A 17,022-nucleotide genomic window follows, 5' to 3' on the forward strand; every position below is an offset into this window, starting at 1 on the left:
TTCTTGAAAAATCCGCGTGCGGGAGGGCTGGTGTGATGGCTCCATTGTTGCAGGTGCGCGATGTGGCGAAGTTTTACGGCTCCCGGGTGGGGTGCCGGGACGTGTCCTTCGACCTTTATCCCGGCGAGGTCATGGGGATCGTCGGGGAGAGTGGATCGGGTAAATCCACGCTGCTGGGCTGTCTCGCCGGTCATCTGGCGCCGGATGCCGGCGCGGTGATATTCGACACCGCCGTGGACGGCCCGCGCGATACGCTGAAGATGTCCGAGCCAGAGCGGCGGATGCTGGGGCGCACTGACTGGGCCTTTGTCCACCAGCACGCGCGGGACGGGTTGCGCATGGGCGTGAGTGCGGGTGGCAATGTGGGCGAGCGGCTGATGGCCGTGGGCGCGCGGCATTACGGGGATATTCGCCGCGCGGCCGTCGACTGGTTGGGCCGGGTGGAAATCGCCGAGGACCGGGTGGATGACCGGCCCACGGCCTTTTCGGGCGGGATGCAGCAGCGGTTGCAGATCGCGCGGAACCTGGTGACCGGGCCGCGGCTGGTGTTCATGGACGAGCCGACCGGGGGCCTCGATGTGAGCGTGCAGGCGCGGCTGTTGGATCTGTTGCGCGGGCTGGTGCGGGAGATGGGACTGAGTGCGATCATCGTGACACATGACCTGGCGGTGGTGCGGCTGCTGGCGGACCGGCTGATGGTGATGAAGGATGGGCACGTGGTGGAGACGGGGCTGACCGACCAGGTGCTGGACGATCCGCAGCATGGGTATACGCAGTTGCTGGTTTCCAGCGTGTTGCAGGTTTGAGGCGGCGGGATTTGAGTATTTTGGGAACAATGAAAGCCGGGTCATGATCGAGATCGAGAACGTGTCGAAGAATTTCGTGCTGCACAACCAGGGTGGCGCGGTCATTCCGGTGATGGCGGGGGCGGCGCTGTCCGTCGGGGCAGGGGAGTGCGTGGCGCTGACGGGGGCATCGGGGGCGGGCAAGTCGACGCTGATGCGGATGATCTACGGCAATTACCTGGCCGCCTCGGGCCGGATCGTGGTGGGGGGCGTGGACGTGGCCCGCGCCGCCCCGCGCGAGATATTGGCGCTTAGGCGCGAGACGCTGGGCTATGTGAGCCAGTTCCTGCGGGTGGTGCCGCGCGTGCCGACGCGGGAGGTGGTGGCCGAGCCTCTGCTTGCCGTGGGCGTGGAGAAGGGTGTTGCCGTGGCGCGGGCCGAGGCGTTGCTTGCGCGGCTGAACATCCCCGAGGGGTTGTGGGGGCTGAGCCCGACGACCTTTTCGGGGGGCGAGCAGCAGCGGGTGAATATCGCGCGGGGGTTCGCGCATGGCTATCCGGCGATGCTGCTGGACGAGCCGACGGCGAGCCTGGATGCGGATAACCGCGAGACGGTCTTGCGCCTGATCGAGGAGGCCAAGGCGCGGGGTGCGGCCATCGTGGGGATCTTCCATGACGAGGCGGCGCGGGCGCGGGTCTGCGACCGGGAGATCGACGTGTCGGTCTTTACCCCTAGGGCGGCGTGATGTGCGACCTTGGCCATTCCGGGCGGCTGATCGGCGTTGTCGGGCCGTCGGGCGTGGGCAAGGACAGCGTGATGCAGGCGCTGGCGGCGCGGCACGCGGGCGTGCGGCTGGTGCGGCGGGTGATCACGCGCGACGCGGATGCGGGCGGTGAGGAATTCGAGGCGGTCGGCGAGGATGTGTTCGCGGCGCGGGTGCGGGCCGGGGCCTTCGTCTTGCACTGGCGGGCGCACGGGTTGCGCTATGGCGTGCCGGTCTCGGTGCGCGAGGACCTGGCGGCGGGGCATCTGTGCCTGGTGAACCTGTCGCGGTCGGTGTTGCGCGAGGCGCAGGCGATGTTTCCCGGCTTTGCCGTGGTGCACCTGACGGCGCCGGTGGAGGTGCTGGCGGACCGGCTGGCGGCACGCGGGCGCGAAAGTGCCGAGGTGATCGCGGCGCGGCTGGCACGGGCGGGGTTTGCCTTGCCCGGGGGCTTGGGCCCGGTGATTCGGGTGGAGAATACCGGCACGGTGGAGGCGGCGGCCGAGGCGGTCTGGGCGCAGCTTCAGCCCGAAAGGGTGGCGCGATGAACGAGATGGAAACGGCCGTCGGACTCCTCGCCGCAGAGGCTGAGCGAGTCGAGAGTGAAAGGCTGCGGGAGCAGGGGCGTGACCACGGGGTCGAGGGCCGCGCGAAGCTGGCCTGCCTGCGCCTTGGGCAGTTTGCCCGAGAGGGTGTAGTGGCAGCGGAACTGATCCATCACGTAGGGATAGCCCCATTGCAGCAGCAGCGCATCCTGTTCGGGCGTGAGGCCGGACGCGCGGCGGCGGGCGAGGTCGGCGTCGGAGAGGGCGTCGCGGAACCCATCGAGGGCGCGCACCGTATCGGCGGCGAGGGCGTTCAGGGCCTGCGTGTCGCCGGTGGGCACGAGGGCGAGGAAGCGTCCAAGCTGCGCCAGTTCCAGTCCGTCGAGGGTGACGGGGGCGGTGTGGGCGCAGTGGGCGGTGAAAGCCGCCACCAGGTCGGCCTGGGTGCAGCCCTCGGCCAGCCGGAAGGGCGGCTTGATGGTCGCGTGAAAGCCGTACTTGCGGGGCGTGCCGGTGATGTCGTCCCACGGGGCCGGAAGGCCCTTGATGTCGGGCGGGGTGGTCGGTTGGCCACGTTCCAAGTCCCAGCCGAGCCAATCGGCGCCGAACCGGCCCAGGGCGCCCTGCGGTGTGTGGTAGACAGCGTAGCGTTGGAAAGCCATGTGCGCGGGTCTGCCCCTGTTTCAACTTCAAGACAAGTGATGGTTCCATGACAGAGACGTTTTGCCTTGCCAATGCGCAAGTGATCCTGCGCGACCGGGTGATGACCGGGGCCGTGCATGTGGAGGAGGGTGCGATCGCCGGGATCGAGGAGGGCGACGCGGTGCCCGTTGGGGCGGTCAATTGTAGCGGCGGTTTCGTGGCGCCTGGGCTGATCGAGCTGCACACCGACAACCTGGAGCGGCATATCCAGCCGCGGCCCAAGGTGGACTGGCCGCACAATGCCGCCATCCTGGCGCATGACGCGGAACTGGCGAGCACCGGGATCACCACTGTGTTCGACGCGATGCGCGTGGGCTCGATCCCCACGGGGCGGGGGCGGTACAAGGCTTATGCGCGGGGGCTGGCGAGCGAGCTGTGGGCGTTGCGCGAGGAGGACGTGCTGAAGATCAGCCATTTCCTGCACCTGCGGGCGGAGGTGTGTTCGGAAACGCTGGAAGAGGAGATGGCCGCCTTCGGGCCGGAAGACCGGGTCGGGATCGTCAGCCTGATGGACCACACGCCGGGGCAGCGGCAGTTCCGGGATACCGCCAAGCTGGCGGATTACATGAAGGGCAAGCATGGACTGTCGGATGCGGAGTTCGAAGAGCACGTGGCGCAGCTGAAGGGGCTGCGGGAGGCCAATGGCGACCGGCACGAGGCGGCGGCGGTGCGCGAGGCGGCGCGCTATGGCGCGGTGCTGGCGAGCCATGACGATACGACGGCGGCGCAGGTCGAAGTGTCGAAGGGCTATGGCGTGGCGATGGCGGAGTTTCCGACCACGCTGGAGGCGGCGGAGGCCTGCCACGCGCGGGATATCGCGGTGATCATGGGCGCGCCGAACCTCATTCGCGGCGGATCGCATTCGGGCAACGTGGCGGCGGGCGAGCTGGCCCGCGCGGGGCTTCTCGATATCCTGTCGTCGGATTACGTGCCCTCGGCCCTGCTGCTGGCGGCGGTGAAGCTGGGGCAGGACTGGGACGACATGGCGCGGGGGCTGGCGACGGTGACGGCAGCGCCGGCGACGGCCGTGGGGCTGCAGGACCGGGGCGAGATCGCGGTGGGCAAGCGGGCGGACCTGATCCGGTTCGACCTGCGCGGCGGCGTGCCGGCCTTGCGGGCGGTGTGGAGCCGGGGACACCGGGTGGCGTGAGGCGGGCCGTTGGCCGCGTGCCGGGTTTCGGCCACCAAAGGTGGGTTTGTCCACCAAAGGTGGGTTTCACCCACCAAAGGTGGGTTTTACCCACCCTACGGGCGCGGGCAGTGCGCATGTGGCGGCAGCGTTGCCACCGTGAGATGATGTCGGCGGTGACCCTGCGACTTGCGCAAGGATTGCGGGACTGCTGCGATCCCGGGGCCTCTGACGCGGGCCGATGCCTTTGGCGGGATCGGCGACCTGGCCGGATCATGACGGGGCAAGGGGGGCGGGCGGAAGGCTGGCCGACAGGGTGTGGCGCGCGCCCCGGATCATCGCGCGATGGTCGCGGTTCTGCCATCTGTCGCCGGGGACTTGAATATCCGCGTCACGCCAGCGGATGTGGAGCCGGGGAAGCCGGGCTTCCGTCGGCGCGGCGGGGGCGCGGGGTTGACGACGCAGCGATTTTTCGGACCGGCGGCTGGAGAAAATTCGTACGAATTTTCTTGGGGGATTTTCTTCGTACGAAGAAAATGGGATTGAGCCGAAGACGGACGGTTTGATCCCGTGAGGGGCGTGAGTTGGGGGAACGGCCCTAGCGTTGCGTCGGCGGGTGTGCCGGGCGTGGCAAGGGCGTTTGGGTGAAATGGGGCGCGGCAGCGCGGCGTGGGTTGTCACCCACCCTACGCAGGTTTGCGCAGGTGAGCCGAGGAGCCGTCTTGCGATGACCTGTGCCTGGATCTCGCGTGCCGGCAAGGCAGACCGTCCACTGGACGGTCTGCGAAACCTTCAGCCGAGGAGCCGTCTTGCAATGACCTGTGCTTGAATCTCGCGTGCCGGCGAGGCAGACCGTCCACCGGACGGTCTGCGAAAACATCAGCCGAGCAGTCTTCGTGCAATGACCTGTGCCTGGATCTCGCCGGCACCCTCGAAGATGTTGAGGATGCGGGCGTCGCAGAGCACGCGGCTGACCGGGTATTCCAGCGCGAAGCCGTTGCCGCCGTGGATCTGCAGCGCGTTGTCGGCGGCGGCCCAGGCCACGCGAGCGCCCAAGAGCTTGGCCATGCCGGCCTCGACGTCGCAGCGGCGGCCTTCGTCCTTCTCAAAGGCCGAATAATAGGTCAGCTGGCGGGCCACCATGATTTCCACGGCCATCATCGCCAGCTTGTTGGCGACGCGGGGAAATTCGATCAGTTCCTTGCCGAACTGCTTGCGCTCCTGCGCGTATTGCATGCCGAGATCGAGCGCGTTCTGCGCCACGCCGATGGCGCGCGCGGCGGTCTGGATGCGGGCGCTCTCGAAGGTCTCCATCAGCTGCTTGAAGCCCTTGCCCTCTTCGCCGCCGAGAAGGTTCTCGCCCTTCACCTTGAAGTCGTCGAAATTGACCGTGTATTCCTTCATGCCGCGATAGCCCAGCACCTCGATCTCGCCACCCGAGATGCCGGGATCCTTGAACGGCTCTTCGTCCGTGCCGGGGGTCTTTTCGGCGAGGAACATGCTGAGGCCCTTGTAATCGTCGGTGCCCTGCACGCTGCGGGCCAGCACGGTCATCACGTGGGTGCGCGCGGCGTGGGTGATCCAGGTCTTGTTGCCGTTGAGGATCCAGTCGCCGTTGTCGTCCTTCTTCGCGCGGGTCTTCAGCGCGCCGAGGTCGGAGCCGGTGTTGGGTTCGGTGAAGACCGCCGTAGGAAGGATCTCGCCCGAGGCGAGGCCCGGGAGCCACTTTTCCTTCTGCTCGGGCGTGCCGCCGGCGATGATCAGTTCGGCGGCGATTTCCGAGCGGGTGCCCAGCGAGCCGACGCCGATATAGCCGCGGCTGAGTTCCTCGGAGACGACGCACATCGAGGCTTTCGACAGGCCGAGCCCGCCGAACTCCTCGGGGATGGTCAGGCCGAAGACGCCCATTTCCGACAGTTCCTCGATGATCTCCATCGGGATCAGTTCGTCCTTGAGGTGCCATTCATGCGCCTCGGGCAGGATCTTGTCGACGGCGTAGCGGCGGAACTGCTCCCGGATCATCTCGAGCTCTTCGTCGAGGCCGGTGACGCCGACGGTGATCTCGGCTGCGCGTTCCTGCATCAGTTCGACAAGACGGATGCGGGCGGCCTGGGTGTTGCCGGACTGCGTGAGCGTCTGGACCTCGGGAGTCGTCAGGACGCGCATGTCGTCCCGGCTGAGGCCGATGTCCTGCAGGCGCAGGACCTCGCCCTGGTTCATCGGGATGCCGCCGCGGATCTGGTTGAGGTATTCGCCGAAGGCGATCTGGTGAATGAGCTGCTCGACCTCGCCGAACTTGCCGTCCTCCTTCAGGCGGGTGGCCCAGCCCTGCATTTGGCGCAGGGATTCCACGTAGGTGGCGAGCCAGGCGAGGCCGTGACTGGCGGTCTGGTGCTGCTCCACGGCGCCCGAGGAGACGCGGCCTTCGACGGTGACGAGCGCGCGCAGGGCGTCCCTGGCCTTGTCGAGGACCTGTTCGGCCGGGGCCACGGCCTTGCCGGTCAGCTCCAGCAGGTCCTCGAGGAGGATCTCGGTCGAGAGGTCAACGTCCTGTCCGTCATGCGCCATGGGGTAGCTCCTTCGGTTTTCGCCGCACCGGCATAGCCATTTCGCAGGTGCAGCGCAACTATTATGCTCACGCGGCGTGCAATTTGGTCGAATATTGCGCTGTCGTGTCGCGGGGTGCGGTGGGTCCGCGTGGATTTCCGGCAGTCATGGCGGTGATTTAGGCCGTGCGCGCCCCGGGAAAAGTGGTACGAGAGGCGCATGGATGCGTTGCTGGGCCCGGACTGGTTGATGGTGATGGCGTTCGCCTGGGGCGTGGCCGTGCTGGGCGGACTGGTCAAGGGCGTGGTGGGATTCGCCATGCCGATGGTGGTGATCTCTGGGCTGAGCACGGTGATGCCGCCCGAGGTGGCGCTGGCGGGGCTGATCCTGCCCACCTTGGCCTCGAATGGCTGGCAGGCGCTGCGGCAGGGAGTCCGTGCGGCCTGGGGGTCCCTGACGCGGTTCCGGGTGTTCCTGCTGGCCGGGATGATGGTGATGCTGATCTCGGCACAGCTCGTGAGGGCGATCCCGGAGGCGGTGATGCTGCTTCTGATCGGGGTGCCGATCATCATCTACGCGGGCTTTGCGCTGGCCGGGCGGCCCTTGCGGCTGCCGCCCAACCCCGGCCGCCGCGTGGAAGCGGGGATCGGTGCGGTGGCCGGGTTCTTCGGCGGGATCTCGGGCGTGTGGGGGCCGCCGACCGTGGCGATGCTGACCGCGCTGGACACCGAGAAGACCGAGCAGATGCGTGTCCAGGGCGTGATCTACGGCATGGGGGCGGTGTTGCTGACCGGAGCGCATACCGTCTCGGGCGTGCTGAACCGCGCCACGCTGCCGCTGTCGCTGTCGCTGATCGTGCCGGCGCTGATTGGCCTCGGGATCGGCTTCATGCTGCAGGACCGGATCGACCAGCGCCTGTTCCGGCGGCTGACGCTGGCGGTGCTGGTCATCGCGGGCCTGAATCTTGTGCGGCGCGGGATCATGAGCTTCTAGAAGGATGGTGCGGCTGCGCCGCGCCGGATGTCTCGTCGCCCGCCCTCCGGGCGGCTCCTCGGGCGCGGGAGCCCTGGTGTGACGGGCTGAGCCGGCGTTGCACCTTGTGGCGGGCGGGGGCCTCCGGCGGGGATATTTGCGGCCAGGGGAAGCTGTGTCACGTCCTTTTTCCTCTGGCCGGAAATATCCCGGGGGGAGCGTCGAAACCGGGGTTTCGACGTGGGGGGCTGGCCCCCCGCTGCGGTGCCCTCTTTCAAGCGCGGGACATATCCGGTAAAGCGCCCGGGACACGTTTTAACCCGATGGATGAGAGACGATGAAATTCACCCTGTCCTGGCTGAAAGACCATCTTGAGACCACTGCCGGCGTGGCGGAGATCGCTGAGGCGCTGACGGATCTTGGTCTCGAGGTGGAAGAGATTTCCAACCCGGCGGAAGCGCTTGCGGACTTTACCATCGGCAAGGTGGTGAGCGCCGAAAAACATCCCGATGCGGACCGTCTGCGGGTGTGCCAGGTGGAGACGGACGAGGGCGTGAAACAGATCATCTGCGGGGCGCCGAATGCGCGCGAAGGCATCACCGTCGTGGTGGCAAAGCCCGGTGTCTACGTGCCCGGCATCGACACCACGATCGGGGTGGGCAAGATCCGCGGGATCGAGAGCTTCGGCATGATGGCGTCGGAGCGCGAGATGGAACTGTCGGACGAACATGACGGGATCATCGAACTGCCTTCGGGCGAGGTCGGAGAGCGGTTCGTCGACTGGCTGGCTGAGAATGACCCGGCCAAGGTGGACCCCGTCATCGAGATCGCGATTACGCCGAACCGGCCCGACGCGCTGGGCGTGCGGGGGATCGCGCTGGACCTGGCCGCGCGGGGCCTGGGCACCATGAAGGAGGCGCCGCGGGCGCATGTGGAAGGGCATTTCCCGTGCCCGATCACCGTCAGCATCGACGAGGACACGAAGACGGACGGCTGTTTCGTATTCGCCGGGCGGCTGATTCGTGGCGTGACCAACGGGCCCAGCCCGGAGTGGTTGCAGGACCGGCTGCGGGCCATCGGGCTGCGCCCGATTTCGGCGCTGGTCGATATCACCAATTTCTTCACCTATGACCGCAACCGCCCGCTGCACGTGTTCGATGCCGACAAGGTGACGGGCAACTTGCGGGTGCATCGCGCCAAGGGCGGCGAGACCCTGGTGGGGCTGGACGAGAAGGACTACACCTTTTCCAGGGGCCAGGTGGTGATTTCCGACGACAAGGGCATCGAGAGCATCGGCGGCATCATGGGCGGGCTTGAGACGGGCTGTACGTCCGAGACCGAGAACGTGTTCCTCGAAGCGGCTGTCTGGGACCATATCCAGATCGCGCATACCGGCCGGGCGCTGAAGATCAACTCGGACGCGCGGTATCGCAACGAGCGGGGGATTGACCCGGCGTTCAACATGGAAGCGCATGACCTGGCGACGCAGATGATCCTGGACCTGTGCGGGGGCGAGGCGTCGAACCTGGTGGTGGCGGGCGAGGTGCCCGACGTGGCGCGGGCGTACCGCCTGGATGCTGCGCGGGTGCAATCGCTGGTGGGCATGGAGATCCCGGAATCCGAGCAGCGCCAGACGCTGACGCGGCTGGGCTTTCGCATGGAGGGCAACACCGCCCACGTGCCAAGCTGGCGGCCCGATATCATGGGCGAGGCCGACCTGGTGGAGGAAGTGGCGCGGGTGGCGTCGCTGACCAAGCTGGAAGGTCGCCCGATGCCGCGGATGCAGGCGGGCGTGCCCGAGCCGATCCTGAGCACCGCGCAGCAGCGCGAGCGGGCGGCGCGGCGGATGGCGGCGTCGCTGGGCTATAACGAGTGCGTCACCTACAGTTTCATCGACAAGGCGAGTGCGGAGCTGTTCGGCGGGGGCGGCGACGCGACGATGTTGGCCAACCCGATCAGCAGCGAGATGAGCCATATGCGGCCGGACCTGCTGCCCGGGTTGTTGCGGGCCGCGGCACGCAACCAGGCGCGGGGGGCGATGGACCTGGCGCTCTTTGAGCTGGGCCACGCGTTTCACGGTGGCGAACCGGGAGAGCAGCACGTGGAGGTGAGCGGCCTCCTTGTGGGCCGGACCGGGCCGAAGGACGTGCACAAGGCGAGCCGGCCGGTGGACCTTTACGATGCCAAGGCGGATGCCGAGGCGATCCTGGGGGCGCTGGGTGCGCCGGCGAAGGTGCAGATCCTGCGCGGGGCGTCGGACTGGTGGCATCCGGGCCGGCACGGGATGATCTGCCTGGGGCCGAAGAAGGTGCTGGGCGTTTTCGGCGAATTGCATCCGAAGATCCTGCGCGAGATGGATGTGAAGGGGCCGGTCGTGGGGTTCACTCTTTACCCGCAGGAAATTCCGCAGCCGCGCAATGCCGGCGCGAACCGGGGCGCGATGAAGATCAGCGACCTGCAGGTGGTGGAACGCGATTTCGCCTTCGTGGTGGATGCCGATGTGGAGGCGCTGACGCTGGTCAATGCCGCCGCCGGGGCCGACAAGGCGCTGATCGAGGATGTGCGGGTCTTCGACGAGTTCATCGGCGGCAGCCTGGGCGAGGGCAAGAAGAGCCTGGCACTGACGGTGCGGCTGCAACCGACGGACAAGACTCTGAAGGATGCGGATATCGAGGCGGTGTCGGCGAAGATCGTCGAGAAGGTCACGAAGGCCACGGGTGGCACGCTGCGCGGGTGAGACGGTGCGGGGCGCCGGAGGTGAACGCGCGTGGGTTGTCACCCACCCTACGAGTGGATGTCGTGCCGCGTTCGGCTTGTCATCCGGGGCGCGGCATGCAGATTGTGCGGCGACACTGAACAAGGAGGACATCAGATGCTGAGCGTATATCTTTCGGGCGAGATCCATACCGACTGGCGCGAGCAGATCATCGAGGGGGCCAGGGGCCTCGACGTGGAGTTTTCCGCGCCGGTGACGGATCACGGGGCCAGCGACGATTGCGGCGTGACGATCCTGGGCGCGGAAGAGAACAAGTACTGGCACGACCACAAGGGCGCCATGGTGAACGCGATCCGGACCCGCAAGGGGATCGAGGAAGCCGACATCGTGGTCGTGCGGTTCGGCGACAAGTACAAGCAGTGGAACGCGGCCTTTGACGCAGGGTACGCCAGCGCGATGGGCAAGTCGCTGATCATCCTGCAGCCGCCGGAGCATGACCACGCTTTGAAGGAGGTGGACGCCGCGGCGCTGGCCGTCACGCGCGAGCCGGGGCAGGTGGTGGAGATCCTGCGCTATGTCCTGGAAGGGACGTTGCCGAAGTAACGGCGGCGCAGGGTGGCGTGGGTTTTCACCCACCCGCGGTGCCTGCCCGAGGCGGCGCATGTCCTGGACCACGCTGTCGAGGGAGCCGCGCGGATCGCCTTGCAGGGCGATGACGTCGTCGGTTGCGGCGACCACCTTGCCCGGGACCGTGCCCAGTTCGCCGATGATGCTCGAGAAAGAGGTCGAGGTCGCGCGTCAGTGTGCCGACCCCGATTGGGGTGAGTTGGCACGCCGGGCGCCAGGGGGGAGATCAAGAAAGCGTCAGCAAGGGGCCCGGAGTGCGCTTTGGCGGTGCTCCGGGCGTTCTGCGAGGTTCAATCCCGCTCCGGCATGGGATATGTGTAAGACGCGGAGCGATCGTTCGCCGCGCTGCATTCGCGCGTCACATTCAACCGGAAAGATCCGACCCGATGGACTGGGCTGCCCTTGCAAGAGAACTGGTGACGCTGATCGTGGTGATCGACCCCGTGGGGTCGATCCCGGTGTTCCTGTTTGCGGTCCAGGGAGTGCCGCGGGCGCTGCACCGGCGCTTTGCGCTGCGGGCGGTGGCGATCGCGGCGCTGGTGCTGCTGGCGTTCCTGGTGGGCGGGCAGTTTCTGCTGGAGTCGCTGGGGCTGCGGCTGGGGTCGTTCCAGATCGCGGGCGGGATCATCCTGTTCCTGTTCGCGATGACGATGATCTTCGGCGACTCGAAGCCCGCGCGAGAGATCGAGGAGGCGGAGCACCACCACCTGGCGGGCGCGGTGTTTCCGCTGGCGATGCCGTCGATCGCCTCGCCGGGTGCGATGCTGGCCATCGTGATCCTGACGGACAACCACACGGAGTCCCTGGCCAACCAGGCGATCACGGCGGGGCTGCTACTCTTGGTGCTGCTCATGACGCTGGGGCTGCTTTTGGCGGCGACATACGTGCACCGCGTGATCGGCAGCACGGGGGCCAGCGTGATCAGCCGAGTGATGGGGATCGTGCTGGCGACCATCGCGGTGGACGCGGTGCTGGGCGGGTTCGACGCGCTGGGCGTGATGGACGTGGCGCCGCCGCCGGTGGAGAGCCCGTTGAACAAGGCGGCGCCGAAGTAGCGTGGCGCCCCGCGTGGGTTTCACCCACCCTACGGGGGCGGGGTGCGTGGGGTCTTGCATTCCTGCCGGGGAGACGCGTGGGTTTCACCCACCCTACGGGGGCGGCGCTTGGGGCGTGTGGGAGGAGGTCCCGGATCGGGTCCGGGACGGCGGGCCCGGCCGTTCAGTATGAAGATCAGCCGCGACAGCGCCGGGCAGCCGCGAACGCCCGGTACGAAAAAGCCCCCGCGCCGGTGGCACGGGGGCGGTGTCAGCCCGGGCGGGGCGTGTGAGCCTCAGCCGATGGCGGCGGCTTTCACGTCCTCGTCGATATAGGGCACGTACTGCTCGAAATTGTCGGCGAACATCTTGACCAGCTTGTCGGCCTGCGCGTCGTAGGCCGCGCCCTCGTCCCAGGTGCGGCGCGGGTCCAGGAGGACCTCGGGCACGCCGGGCACGCTGACCGGAACCTCGAAGCCGAAATTCGGGTCCTTGCGGAACTCGACCTCGTTCAGGGAGCCGTCAAGCGCGGCTGTCAGCAGCGCACGGGTGGCCTTGATCGGCATCCGCTCGCCGGTGCCGTAGGCGCCGCCGGTCCAGCCGGTGTTGACCAGCCAGCAGGTCGCGCCGTGCTTGGCGATCTTCTCGCGCAGGAGGTTGCCGTAGACCTCGGGGCGGCGGGGCATGAAGGGAGCGCCGAAGCAGGTCGAGAAGGTCGGCTCGGCCTCGGTCAGGCCACGCTCGGTTCCGGCGACCTTGGCGGTGAAGCCCGACAGGAAGTGGTACATCGCCTGCGCCGGCGACAGCCGCGCGATGGGAGGCAGCACGCCGAACGCGTCGCAGGTCAGCATGATGATGTTCTTGGGATGCCCGCCGAGCGCGGTTTCCGAGGCGTTGGAAATATAGCTCATCGGGTAGGCGCAGCGCATGTTCGCGGTCAGGCTGTCATCGGCGAAGTCGAGTTCCAGCGTTTCCTCGTCGTAGACCATGTTCTCGATCACGGTGCCGAATTTCTCGGTCGTGGCGTAGATTTCCGGCTCTGCCTCGGGATCGAGATTGATCGTCTTGGCATAGCAGCCGCCCTCGAAGTTGAAGGTGCCGCGATCGGACCAGCCGTGTTCGTCGTCGCCGATCAGCGTGCGGTCCGGGTCGGCCGAGAGGGTGGTCTTGCCGGTGCCCGAAAGGCCGAAGAAGATGGCGGTGTCGACCGGGTTGCCGTTGGCGTGGTTGGCCGAGCAGTGCATCGGCATGATGCCTTTTTCCGGCAGCAGGTAGTTCAGCACCGAGAAGACCGATTTCTTGTTCTCGCCGGCGTATTCGGTGTTGCCGATCAGGATCAGCTTGCGGTCGAAGTTGATGGCGATCACGGTTTCCGACACGCAGCCGTGCCGGGCCGGGTCGGCCTTGAAGGTCGGGCAGTTGATGACGGTGAAGTCGGCGGTGAAGCTGTCCAGCGCCTCGCGCTCGGGGCGGCGCAGCATGTGGCGGATGAAGAGGCCGTGCCAGGCCAGTTCGGTGACCATGCGCATGTTGATCGAATGCGCCGGATCGGCGCCGCCGACGAGGTCCTGCACGAAATAGTCGCGGCCCTGCATGTGGGCGACCATGTCGGTGTAGAGCTGGTCGAACGCCTCGGGCGTCATCGGGGCGTTGTTCTCCCACCAGATGCTGTCGGCGACGCTGTCGGTCTTGACGACGTGCTTGTCCTTGGGCGAGCGGCCGGTGAACTGGCCGGTCGAGACGAGAAAGGTGCCGCCCTTGCCGAGGCGCCCCTCGCCCTTGCGGAGGGCCTCTTCGATCAGGGCGGGTTCGATCAGGTTGTAATGCACTTGGCCGAGGCCCGTGATCCCCTGGTGCTCGAGGGTAAAGTTGGGATTGACCCGTCCTGCTGACATGCGTGCGCTCCTTGAGTTCCGGCCGTCCGCCGTCGTGGCGGTTCTGGCCATGCAGGTCCGCCGAAATTGGCGGCGAGACTCCGGCCCGTGCCGGATGTGTCGCGGGCCTCTTAACATGACGGTTTTATGATTGAACAGGACGCAAATGCACAGTTAGCGCAATCAAATCAGGCGTTAGCGCCACCATGCCGATCGTTAGCGCCACCATCGGCGAGCCGCCGCAACGGCCCTGCAACCGCCGGCCGATAAAGTGAGTCAATTTAGCCATTCCTAAGACATTTTCGCGTCAGATGGTTGCGAAAGCGTGTCTGATTCGCAGTTTGGGATTGATTAAAAAGGCGAAAACGGATCATAGTATTGGAAAAAAGCAGGCAATCGAGCAGTACAAGGAAATCATTATGTCAAAAATCGCCCTTGTGGACGATGACAGGAATATTCTGACATCGGTGTCCATGACTCTCGAGGCGGAAGGCTTCGAAGTCGAAACATACAATGACGGTCAGCAAGCCTATGAGGCGTTCAGCAAGAAGCTGCCCGACATGGCGGTGCTGGACATCAAGATGCCGCGGATGGACGGGATGGACCTGTTGCAACGGCTGCGGCAGAAATCGGCGATGCCGGTCATCTTCCTCACCTCCAAGGACGACGAGATCGACGAGGTTCTGGGCCTGCGCATGGGCGCGGACGACTACGTCAAGAAACCGTTCAGCCAGCGTCTGCTGGTCGAGCGCATCCGCGCGCTGTTGCGCCGGCAGGACGCGGTCGACGGCAACGTGGTGGCCGACACCGAGGAAACCAAGGTGATCGAGCGCGGCGAGCTGCGCATGGATCCGCTGCGTCACGCGGTTTCGTGGAAAGGCCAGGACGTTTCGCTGACGGTGACGGAATTCCTGCTGTTGCAGGCGCTGGCGCAGCGCCCGGGTTTCGTGAAAAGCCGCGATCAGCTGATGGACGTGGCCTATGACGACCAAGTTTACGTGGACGACCGGACCATCGACAGCCATATCAAGCGTCTGCGCAAGAAACTGCGGATGGTGGACCCGGAATTTTCGGCCATCGAAACGCTTTACGGTATCGGGTATCGTTACAACGAGGAATGATGGCCTGAAACATGGCATTGGCGGAGGGCTTCCAGGTGCGCGATCACTCGCTGAATGACGATGACGGCGTCGTTCTTGGCGATGATTTCGTGGCGCCGGAGAACGTCGTCGAGGAAGAGGTCCGCAGGCGCCGCGCGCGCCGTGGCTACTTCGGCAGCGGCGGCGGGTCGCTCACGCGGAAGATCATCACGTTCAACCTGATTGCCCTGAACGTGCTGGTCGCGGGCATCCTGTACCTGAACTCGTCGCGCGACGGGCTGGCGCAGCAGCATGCCGACGGGTTGCAAAGCGACGTGGAACTGATCGCGGACGTGTTCGAGGCGCAATTGCCCGAGGGTGCGCCCGTCAGCCTTGTGGCGATGGACGGGCTGGACGTGGCGGGCACGCTGGACGGCCTGGATGTCCAGCAGGGCATCGACGTGCTGGTCTACGACCGCGCGGGCCAGCTGGTCGGCCGGACCGAAGGCCGGCTGCCACGGCCGAACGCGGGCGTGCCGGAAAAGCCCACGGTGATCACCGACGCGTTGAACCACGTCTGGAACTGGGTGTCGGCGCCGTTTTCGGCGATCCTGAGCACCGAGACGGAAGTCAGCGTGGAGGCCCTGGCGCAAGGCATGGTCGACGACGCGCTGAACGAGGGCACGCAGGTGGGCCGGGGCGAAAGCGATGGCGCGACGGTGTTTACCGTGGCGACGCCGATCCTGCAGGGCGACCGGCCGGTGGGCGTGGTCGCGCTGGCCAGCGCATCGGGCGAGATCGACAAGCTGAGCCGGATGGAGCGCGAACGCGTGCTGCAGATGTTCCTGGTGGCGACGCTGGTGTCCGTGGGCCTGTCGCTGATCCTGGCCTCGACCATCGCGAATCCGCTGTCGGAGCTGGCTGCCGCCGCCGAAGTGGGGGGCGCGCGCAACCGCAACGGAAACAACAATGGCGGCGGACGCGTCCGCATTCCCGACCTGACCGCACGTCCCGACGAGATCGGACGGCTTTCGGGCGCGTTGCGGGGCATGGTGACCGCCCTTTATCACCGGATCGACGGCAACGAGCAGTTCGCGGCGGATGTCGCGCACGAGATCAAGAACCCGCTGGCCAGCTTGCGCAGCGCGGTGGGCACGATGCGCGTGGCCAAGCGCGAGGACCAGCGCGAGAAGCTCTTGAACGTGATCGAGCATGACGTGCGCCGCCTTGACCGGCTGGTGAGCGACATCTCGAACGCGTCGCGGCTGGACAGCGAGCTGGTCCGCGAGGAGCAGGAGGCGTTCGACCTTATCCAGATGCTGGAGAACCTGGCGCATTACCTGGGCGAACAGGCGCGGCAGAAGGGCGTGGAATTCATCACCGATTTCCCCGAGGACCCGATTGTCATCATGGGGCTGGAAGCGCGGCTGGCCCAGGTTTTCGTGAACCTGATCACCAACGCCACCTCGTTCTGCGAGGAAGGCGACGCGATCCGTCTCTGGGCGCGCAAGCGGGAAAACCGCGTGGTGGTCGTGGTCGAGGATACCGGCCCCGGCATTCCCGAACAGGCGCTGACCAAGATCTTCAACCGCTTCTACTCGCAACGGGACGCGAACGATTTCGGCAACAATTCGGGCCTGGGCCTGTCGATCTCCAAGCAGATCGTCGAGGCGCATGAAGGCGTGATCTGGGCCGAGAACATCCGGCCCACCGATGCCGACGTCACCTCTGACCCGCTTGGCGCACGTTTCGTCGTGGGTCTCCCGGTCTGAGCCGGTGGGCGCGTTACCCGCACTGACATGTCCCGAGCCGCCGGAGTGACGGACACGCAGACACTCCACGCAACCGCCGTCGCGATCGACAGCCGTGCGGTTCTGATCCGCGGCGCGTCCGGCAGTGGCAAGTCGGGCCTCGCGCTGCAGCTTCTGGCGATGGGCGCGGGGCTGGTGGCGGACGACCGCACGGTGGTCTGGGCCGAGGGCGGCACGCTCTGGGCCGACGCGCCGGACACGATCCGCGGCCAAATCGAGGCGCGCGGCGTGGGCATCCTGCGCCCCGGCGCCGTGGGACCCGTGCCCGTTGCGCTGATCGTCGACATGGACACGGTCGAAACCGCCCGTCTTCCCGAAGACCGCGCGGCGGTGATGATGGGCGTTTCGCTGCCGGTTCTTAACAAATCCGAGAGCGCCCATTTTTCTGCTGCGGTTGCAGTATATCTAAGGCAGACATGCCGGGAATGAGGAGTGGCC

Annotated in this window: 15 protein-coding genes; 11 read left to right on the forward strand and 4 right to left on the reverse strand. The window is 66.6% G+C overall.

The genetic code is table 11. From position 1 onward, the window contains the following. Nucleotides 1-35 precede the first annotated feature (35 nt). From phnK to phnN, 3 genes are read left to right on the forward strand one after another with little or no spacing between them, the layout of a single operon-like run. Complete coding sequence (gene phnK, locus KUV49_RS19075; RefSeq protein ID WP_222452531.1) at nt 36-806, forward strand: phosphonate C-P lyase system protein PhnK; 771 nt, start codon at nt 36-38, stop codon at nt 804-806. A 43-nt stretch (nt 807-849) separates the two neighbouring features. Next, a complete protein-coding gene (gene phnL, locus KUV49_RS19080; protein ID WP_222452532.1) occupies nt 850-1,530 on the forward strand; it encodes a phosphonate C-P lyase system protein PhnL in 681 nt (226 codons plus the stop codon). Next, on the forward strand, nt 1,530-2,096 hold the full coding sequence (gene phnN / locus KUV49_RS19085) for a phosphonate metabolism protein/1,5-bisphosphokinase (PRPP-forming) PhnN (RefSeq protein ID WP_222452533.1): 567 nt from the start codon (nt 1,530-1,532) through the stop codon (nt 2,094-2,096). Before phnL ends, phnN begins: the two co-directional genes overlap by 1 nt. Here phnN and KUV49_RS19090 read toward each other — a convergent pair. Next, complete coding sequence (locus KUV49_RS19090; RefSeq protein WP_222452534.1) at nt 2,072-2,755, reverse strand: DUF1045 domain-containing protein; 684 nt, start codon at nt 2,753-2,755, stop codon at nt 2,072-2,074. The genes phnN and KUV49_RS19090 overlap by 25 nt on opposite strands. A 47-nt stretch (nt 2,756-2,802) precedes the next feature. Here KUV49_RS19090 and KUV49_RS19095 point away from each other — a divergent pair, with 47 nt between their 5' ends. Beyond that, entirely contained in the window at nt 2,803-3,945 is a 1,143-nt protein-coding gene (locus tag KUV49_RS19095; protein ID WP_222452535.1) for an alpha-D-ribose 1-methylphosphonate 5-triphosphate diphosphatase, read from the forward strand. An 858-nt stretch (nt 3,946-4,803) separates the two neighbouring features. On the opposite strand, the gene KUV49_RS19100 is transcribed toward KUV49_RS19095, so the two are convergent. Beyond that, a complete protein-coding gene (locus tag KUV49_RS19100) occupies nt 4,804-6,492 on the reverse strand; it encodes an acyl-CoA dehydrogenase family protein (RefSeq protein ID WP_222452536.1) in 1,689 nt (562 codons plus the stop codon). A gap of 198 nt (nt 6,493-6,690) precedes the next feature. On the opposite strand from KUV49_RS19100, the gene KUV49_RS19105 reads away from it, so the two are divergent. The 4 genes from KUV49_RS19105 to KUV49_RS19120 all read left to right on the forward strand — a co-directional run bounded on the left by KUV49_RS19105 (nt 6,691) and on the right by KUV49_RS19120 (nt 11,841). Next, complete coding sequence (locus KUV49_RS19105) at nt 6,691-7,464, forward strand: sulfite exporter TauE/SafE family protein (RefSeq protein WP_222452537.1); 774 nt, start codon at nt 6,691-6,693, stop codon at nt 7,462-7,464. Between the two features lie 316 nt (nt 7,465-7,780). Continuing rightward, nucleotides 7,781-10,180, forward strand: a complete 2,400-nt coding sequence (gene pheT / locus KUV49_RS19110; RefSeq protein WP_222452538.1) for a phenylalanine--tRNA ligase subunit beta — start codon at nt 7,781-7,783, stop codon at nt 10,178-10,180. 135 nt (nt 10,181-10,315) lie between these two features. Further along, entirely contained in the window at nt 10,316-10,762 is a 447-nt protein-coding gene (locus KUV49_RS19115; protein WP_152493617.1) for a YtoQ family protein, read from the forward strand. Between the two features lie 410 nt (nt 10,763-11,172). Beyond that, nucleotides 11,173-11,841, forward strand: a complete 669-nt coding sequence (locus KUV49_RS19120) for a MarC family protein (RefSeq protein WP_222452539.1) — start codon at nt 11,173-11,175, stop codon at nt 11,839-11,841. A gap of 275 nt (nt 11,842-12,116) precedes the next feature. Here KUV49_RS19120 and KUV49_RS19125 read toward each other — a convergent pair whose 3' ends face one another. After that, the gene (locus KUV49_RS19125) at nt 12,117-13,715 is read right to left on the reverse strand and encodes a phosphoenolpyruvate carboxykinase (RefSeq protein WP_222452540.1); all 1,599 of its coding nucleotides are present in this window, start codon (nt 13,713-13,715) and stop codon (nt 12,117-12,119) included. Between the two features lie 124 nt (nt 13,716-13,839). Then, nucleotides 13,840-13,983, reverse strand: coding sequence for a hypothetical protein (locus KUV49_RS19130; protein ID WP_222452541.1), 144 nt, complete (start codon nt 13,981-13,983; stop codon nt 13,840-13,842). A gap of 130 nt (nt 13,984-14,113) precedes the next feature. Here KUV49_RS19130 and KUV49_RS19135 point away from each other — a divergent pair, with 130 nt between their 5' ends. Genes KUV49_RS19135 through KUV49_RS19145 form a run of 3 tightly spaced genes read left to right on the forward strand, consistent with a single transcriptional unit; the run spans nt 14,114 to nt 17,013 of the window. Next, entirely contained in the window at nt 14,114-14,815 is a 702-nt protein-coding gene (locus KUV49_RS19135; protein WP_152493613.1) for a response regulator transcription factor, read from the forward strand. A gap of 11 nt (nt 14,816-14,826) precedes the next feature. Further along, complete coding sequence (locus KUV49_RS19140) at nt 14,827-16,545, forward strand: sensor histidine kinase (RefSeq protein ID WP_152493612.1); 1,719 nt, start codon at nt 14,827-14,829, stop codon at nt 16,543-16,545. A 27-nt stretch (nt 16,546-16,572) separates the two neighbouring features. Further along, nucleotides 16,573-17,013, forward strand: a complete 441-nt coding sequence (locus KUV49_RS19145) for an HPr kinase/phosphorylase (RefSeq protein WP_222452542.1) — start codon at nt 16,573-16,575, stop codon at nt 17,011-17,013. Nucleotides 17,014-17,022 lie beyond the last annotated feature (9 nt).

The organism is Roseovarius atlanticus, assembly GCF_019802205.1.
GTDB lineage: Bacteria > Pseudomonadota > Alphaproteobacteria > Rhodobacterales > Rhodobacteraceae > Roseovarius > Roseovarius atlanticus_A.

Bases quoted from the DNA above. Each gene is read 5' to 3' on its own strand.
- phnN (WP_222452533.1), top strand. From the start codon at position 1,530: ATGTGCGACCTTGGCCATTCCGGGCGGCTGATCGGCGTTGTCGGGCCG.
- KUV49_RS19095 (WP_222452535.1), top strand. From the start codon at position 2,803: ATGACAGAGACGTTTTGCCTTGCCAATGCGCAAGTGATCCTGCGCGAC.
- KUV49_RS19090 (WP_222452534.1), bottom strand. From the start codon at position 2,755: ATGGCTTTCCAACGCTACGCTGTCTACCACACACCGCAGGGCGCCCTG.
- KUV49_RS19130 (WP_222452541.1), bottom strand. From the start codon at position 13,983: ATGGCTAAATTGACTCACTTTATCGGCCGGCGGTTGCAGGGCCGTTGC.
- KUV49_RS19125 (WP_222452540.1), bottom strand. From the start codon at position 13,715: ATGTCAGCAGGACGGGTCAATCCCAACTTTACCCTCGAGCACCAGGGG.
- KUV49_RS19140 (WP_152493612.1), top strand. From the start codon at position 14,827: ATGGCATTGGCGGAGGGCTTCCAGGTGCGCGATCACTCGCTGAATGAC.
- phnK (WP_222452531.1), top strand. From the start codon at position 36: ATGGCTCCATTGTTGCAGGTGCGCGATGTGGCGAAGTTTTACGGCTCC.
- KUV49_RS19135 (WP_152493613.1), top strand. From the start codon at position 14,114: ATGTCAAAAATCGCCCTTGTGGACGATGACAGGAATATTCTGACATCG.
- KUV49_RS19145 (WP_222452542.1), top strand. From the start codon at position 16,573: ATGTCCCGAGCCGCCGGAGTGACGGACACGCAGACACTCCACGCAACC.
- KUV49_RS19120 (WP_222452539.1), top strand. From the start codon at position 11,173: ATGGACTGGGCTGCCCTTGCAAGAGAACTGGTGACGCTGATCGTGGTG.
- KUV49_RS19105 (WP_222452537.1), top strand. From the start codon at position 6,691: ATGGATGCGTTGCTGGGCCCGGACTGGTTGATGGTGATGGCGTTCGCC.
- KUV49_RS19100 (WP_222452536.1), bottom strand. From the start codon at position 6,492: ATGGCGCATGACGGACAGGACGTTGACCTCTCGACCGAGATCCTCCTC.
- phnL (WP_222452532.1), top strand. From the start codon at position 850: ATGATCGAGATCGAGAACGTGTCGAAGAATTTCGTGCTGCACAACCAG.
- KUV49_RS19115 (WP_152493617.1), top strand. From the start codon at position 10,316: ATGCTGAGCGTATATCTTTCGGGCGAGATCCATACCGACTGGCGCGAG.
- pheT (WP_222452538.1), top strand. From the start codon at position 7,781: ATGAAATTCACCCTGTCCTGGCTGAAAGACCATCTTGAGACCACTGCC.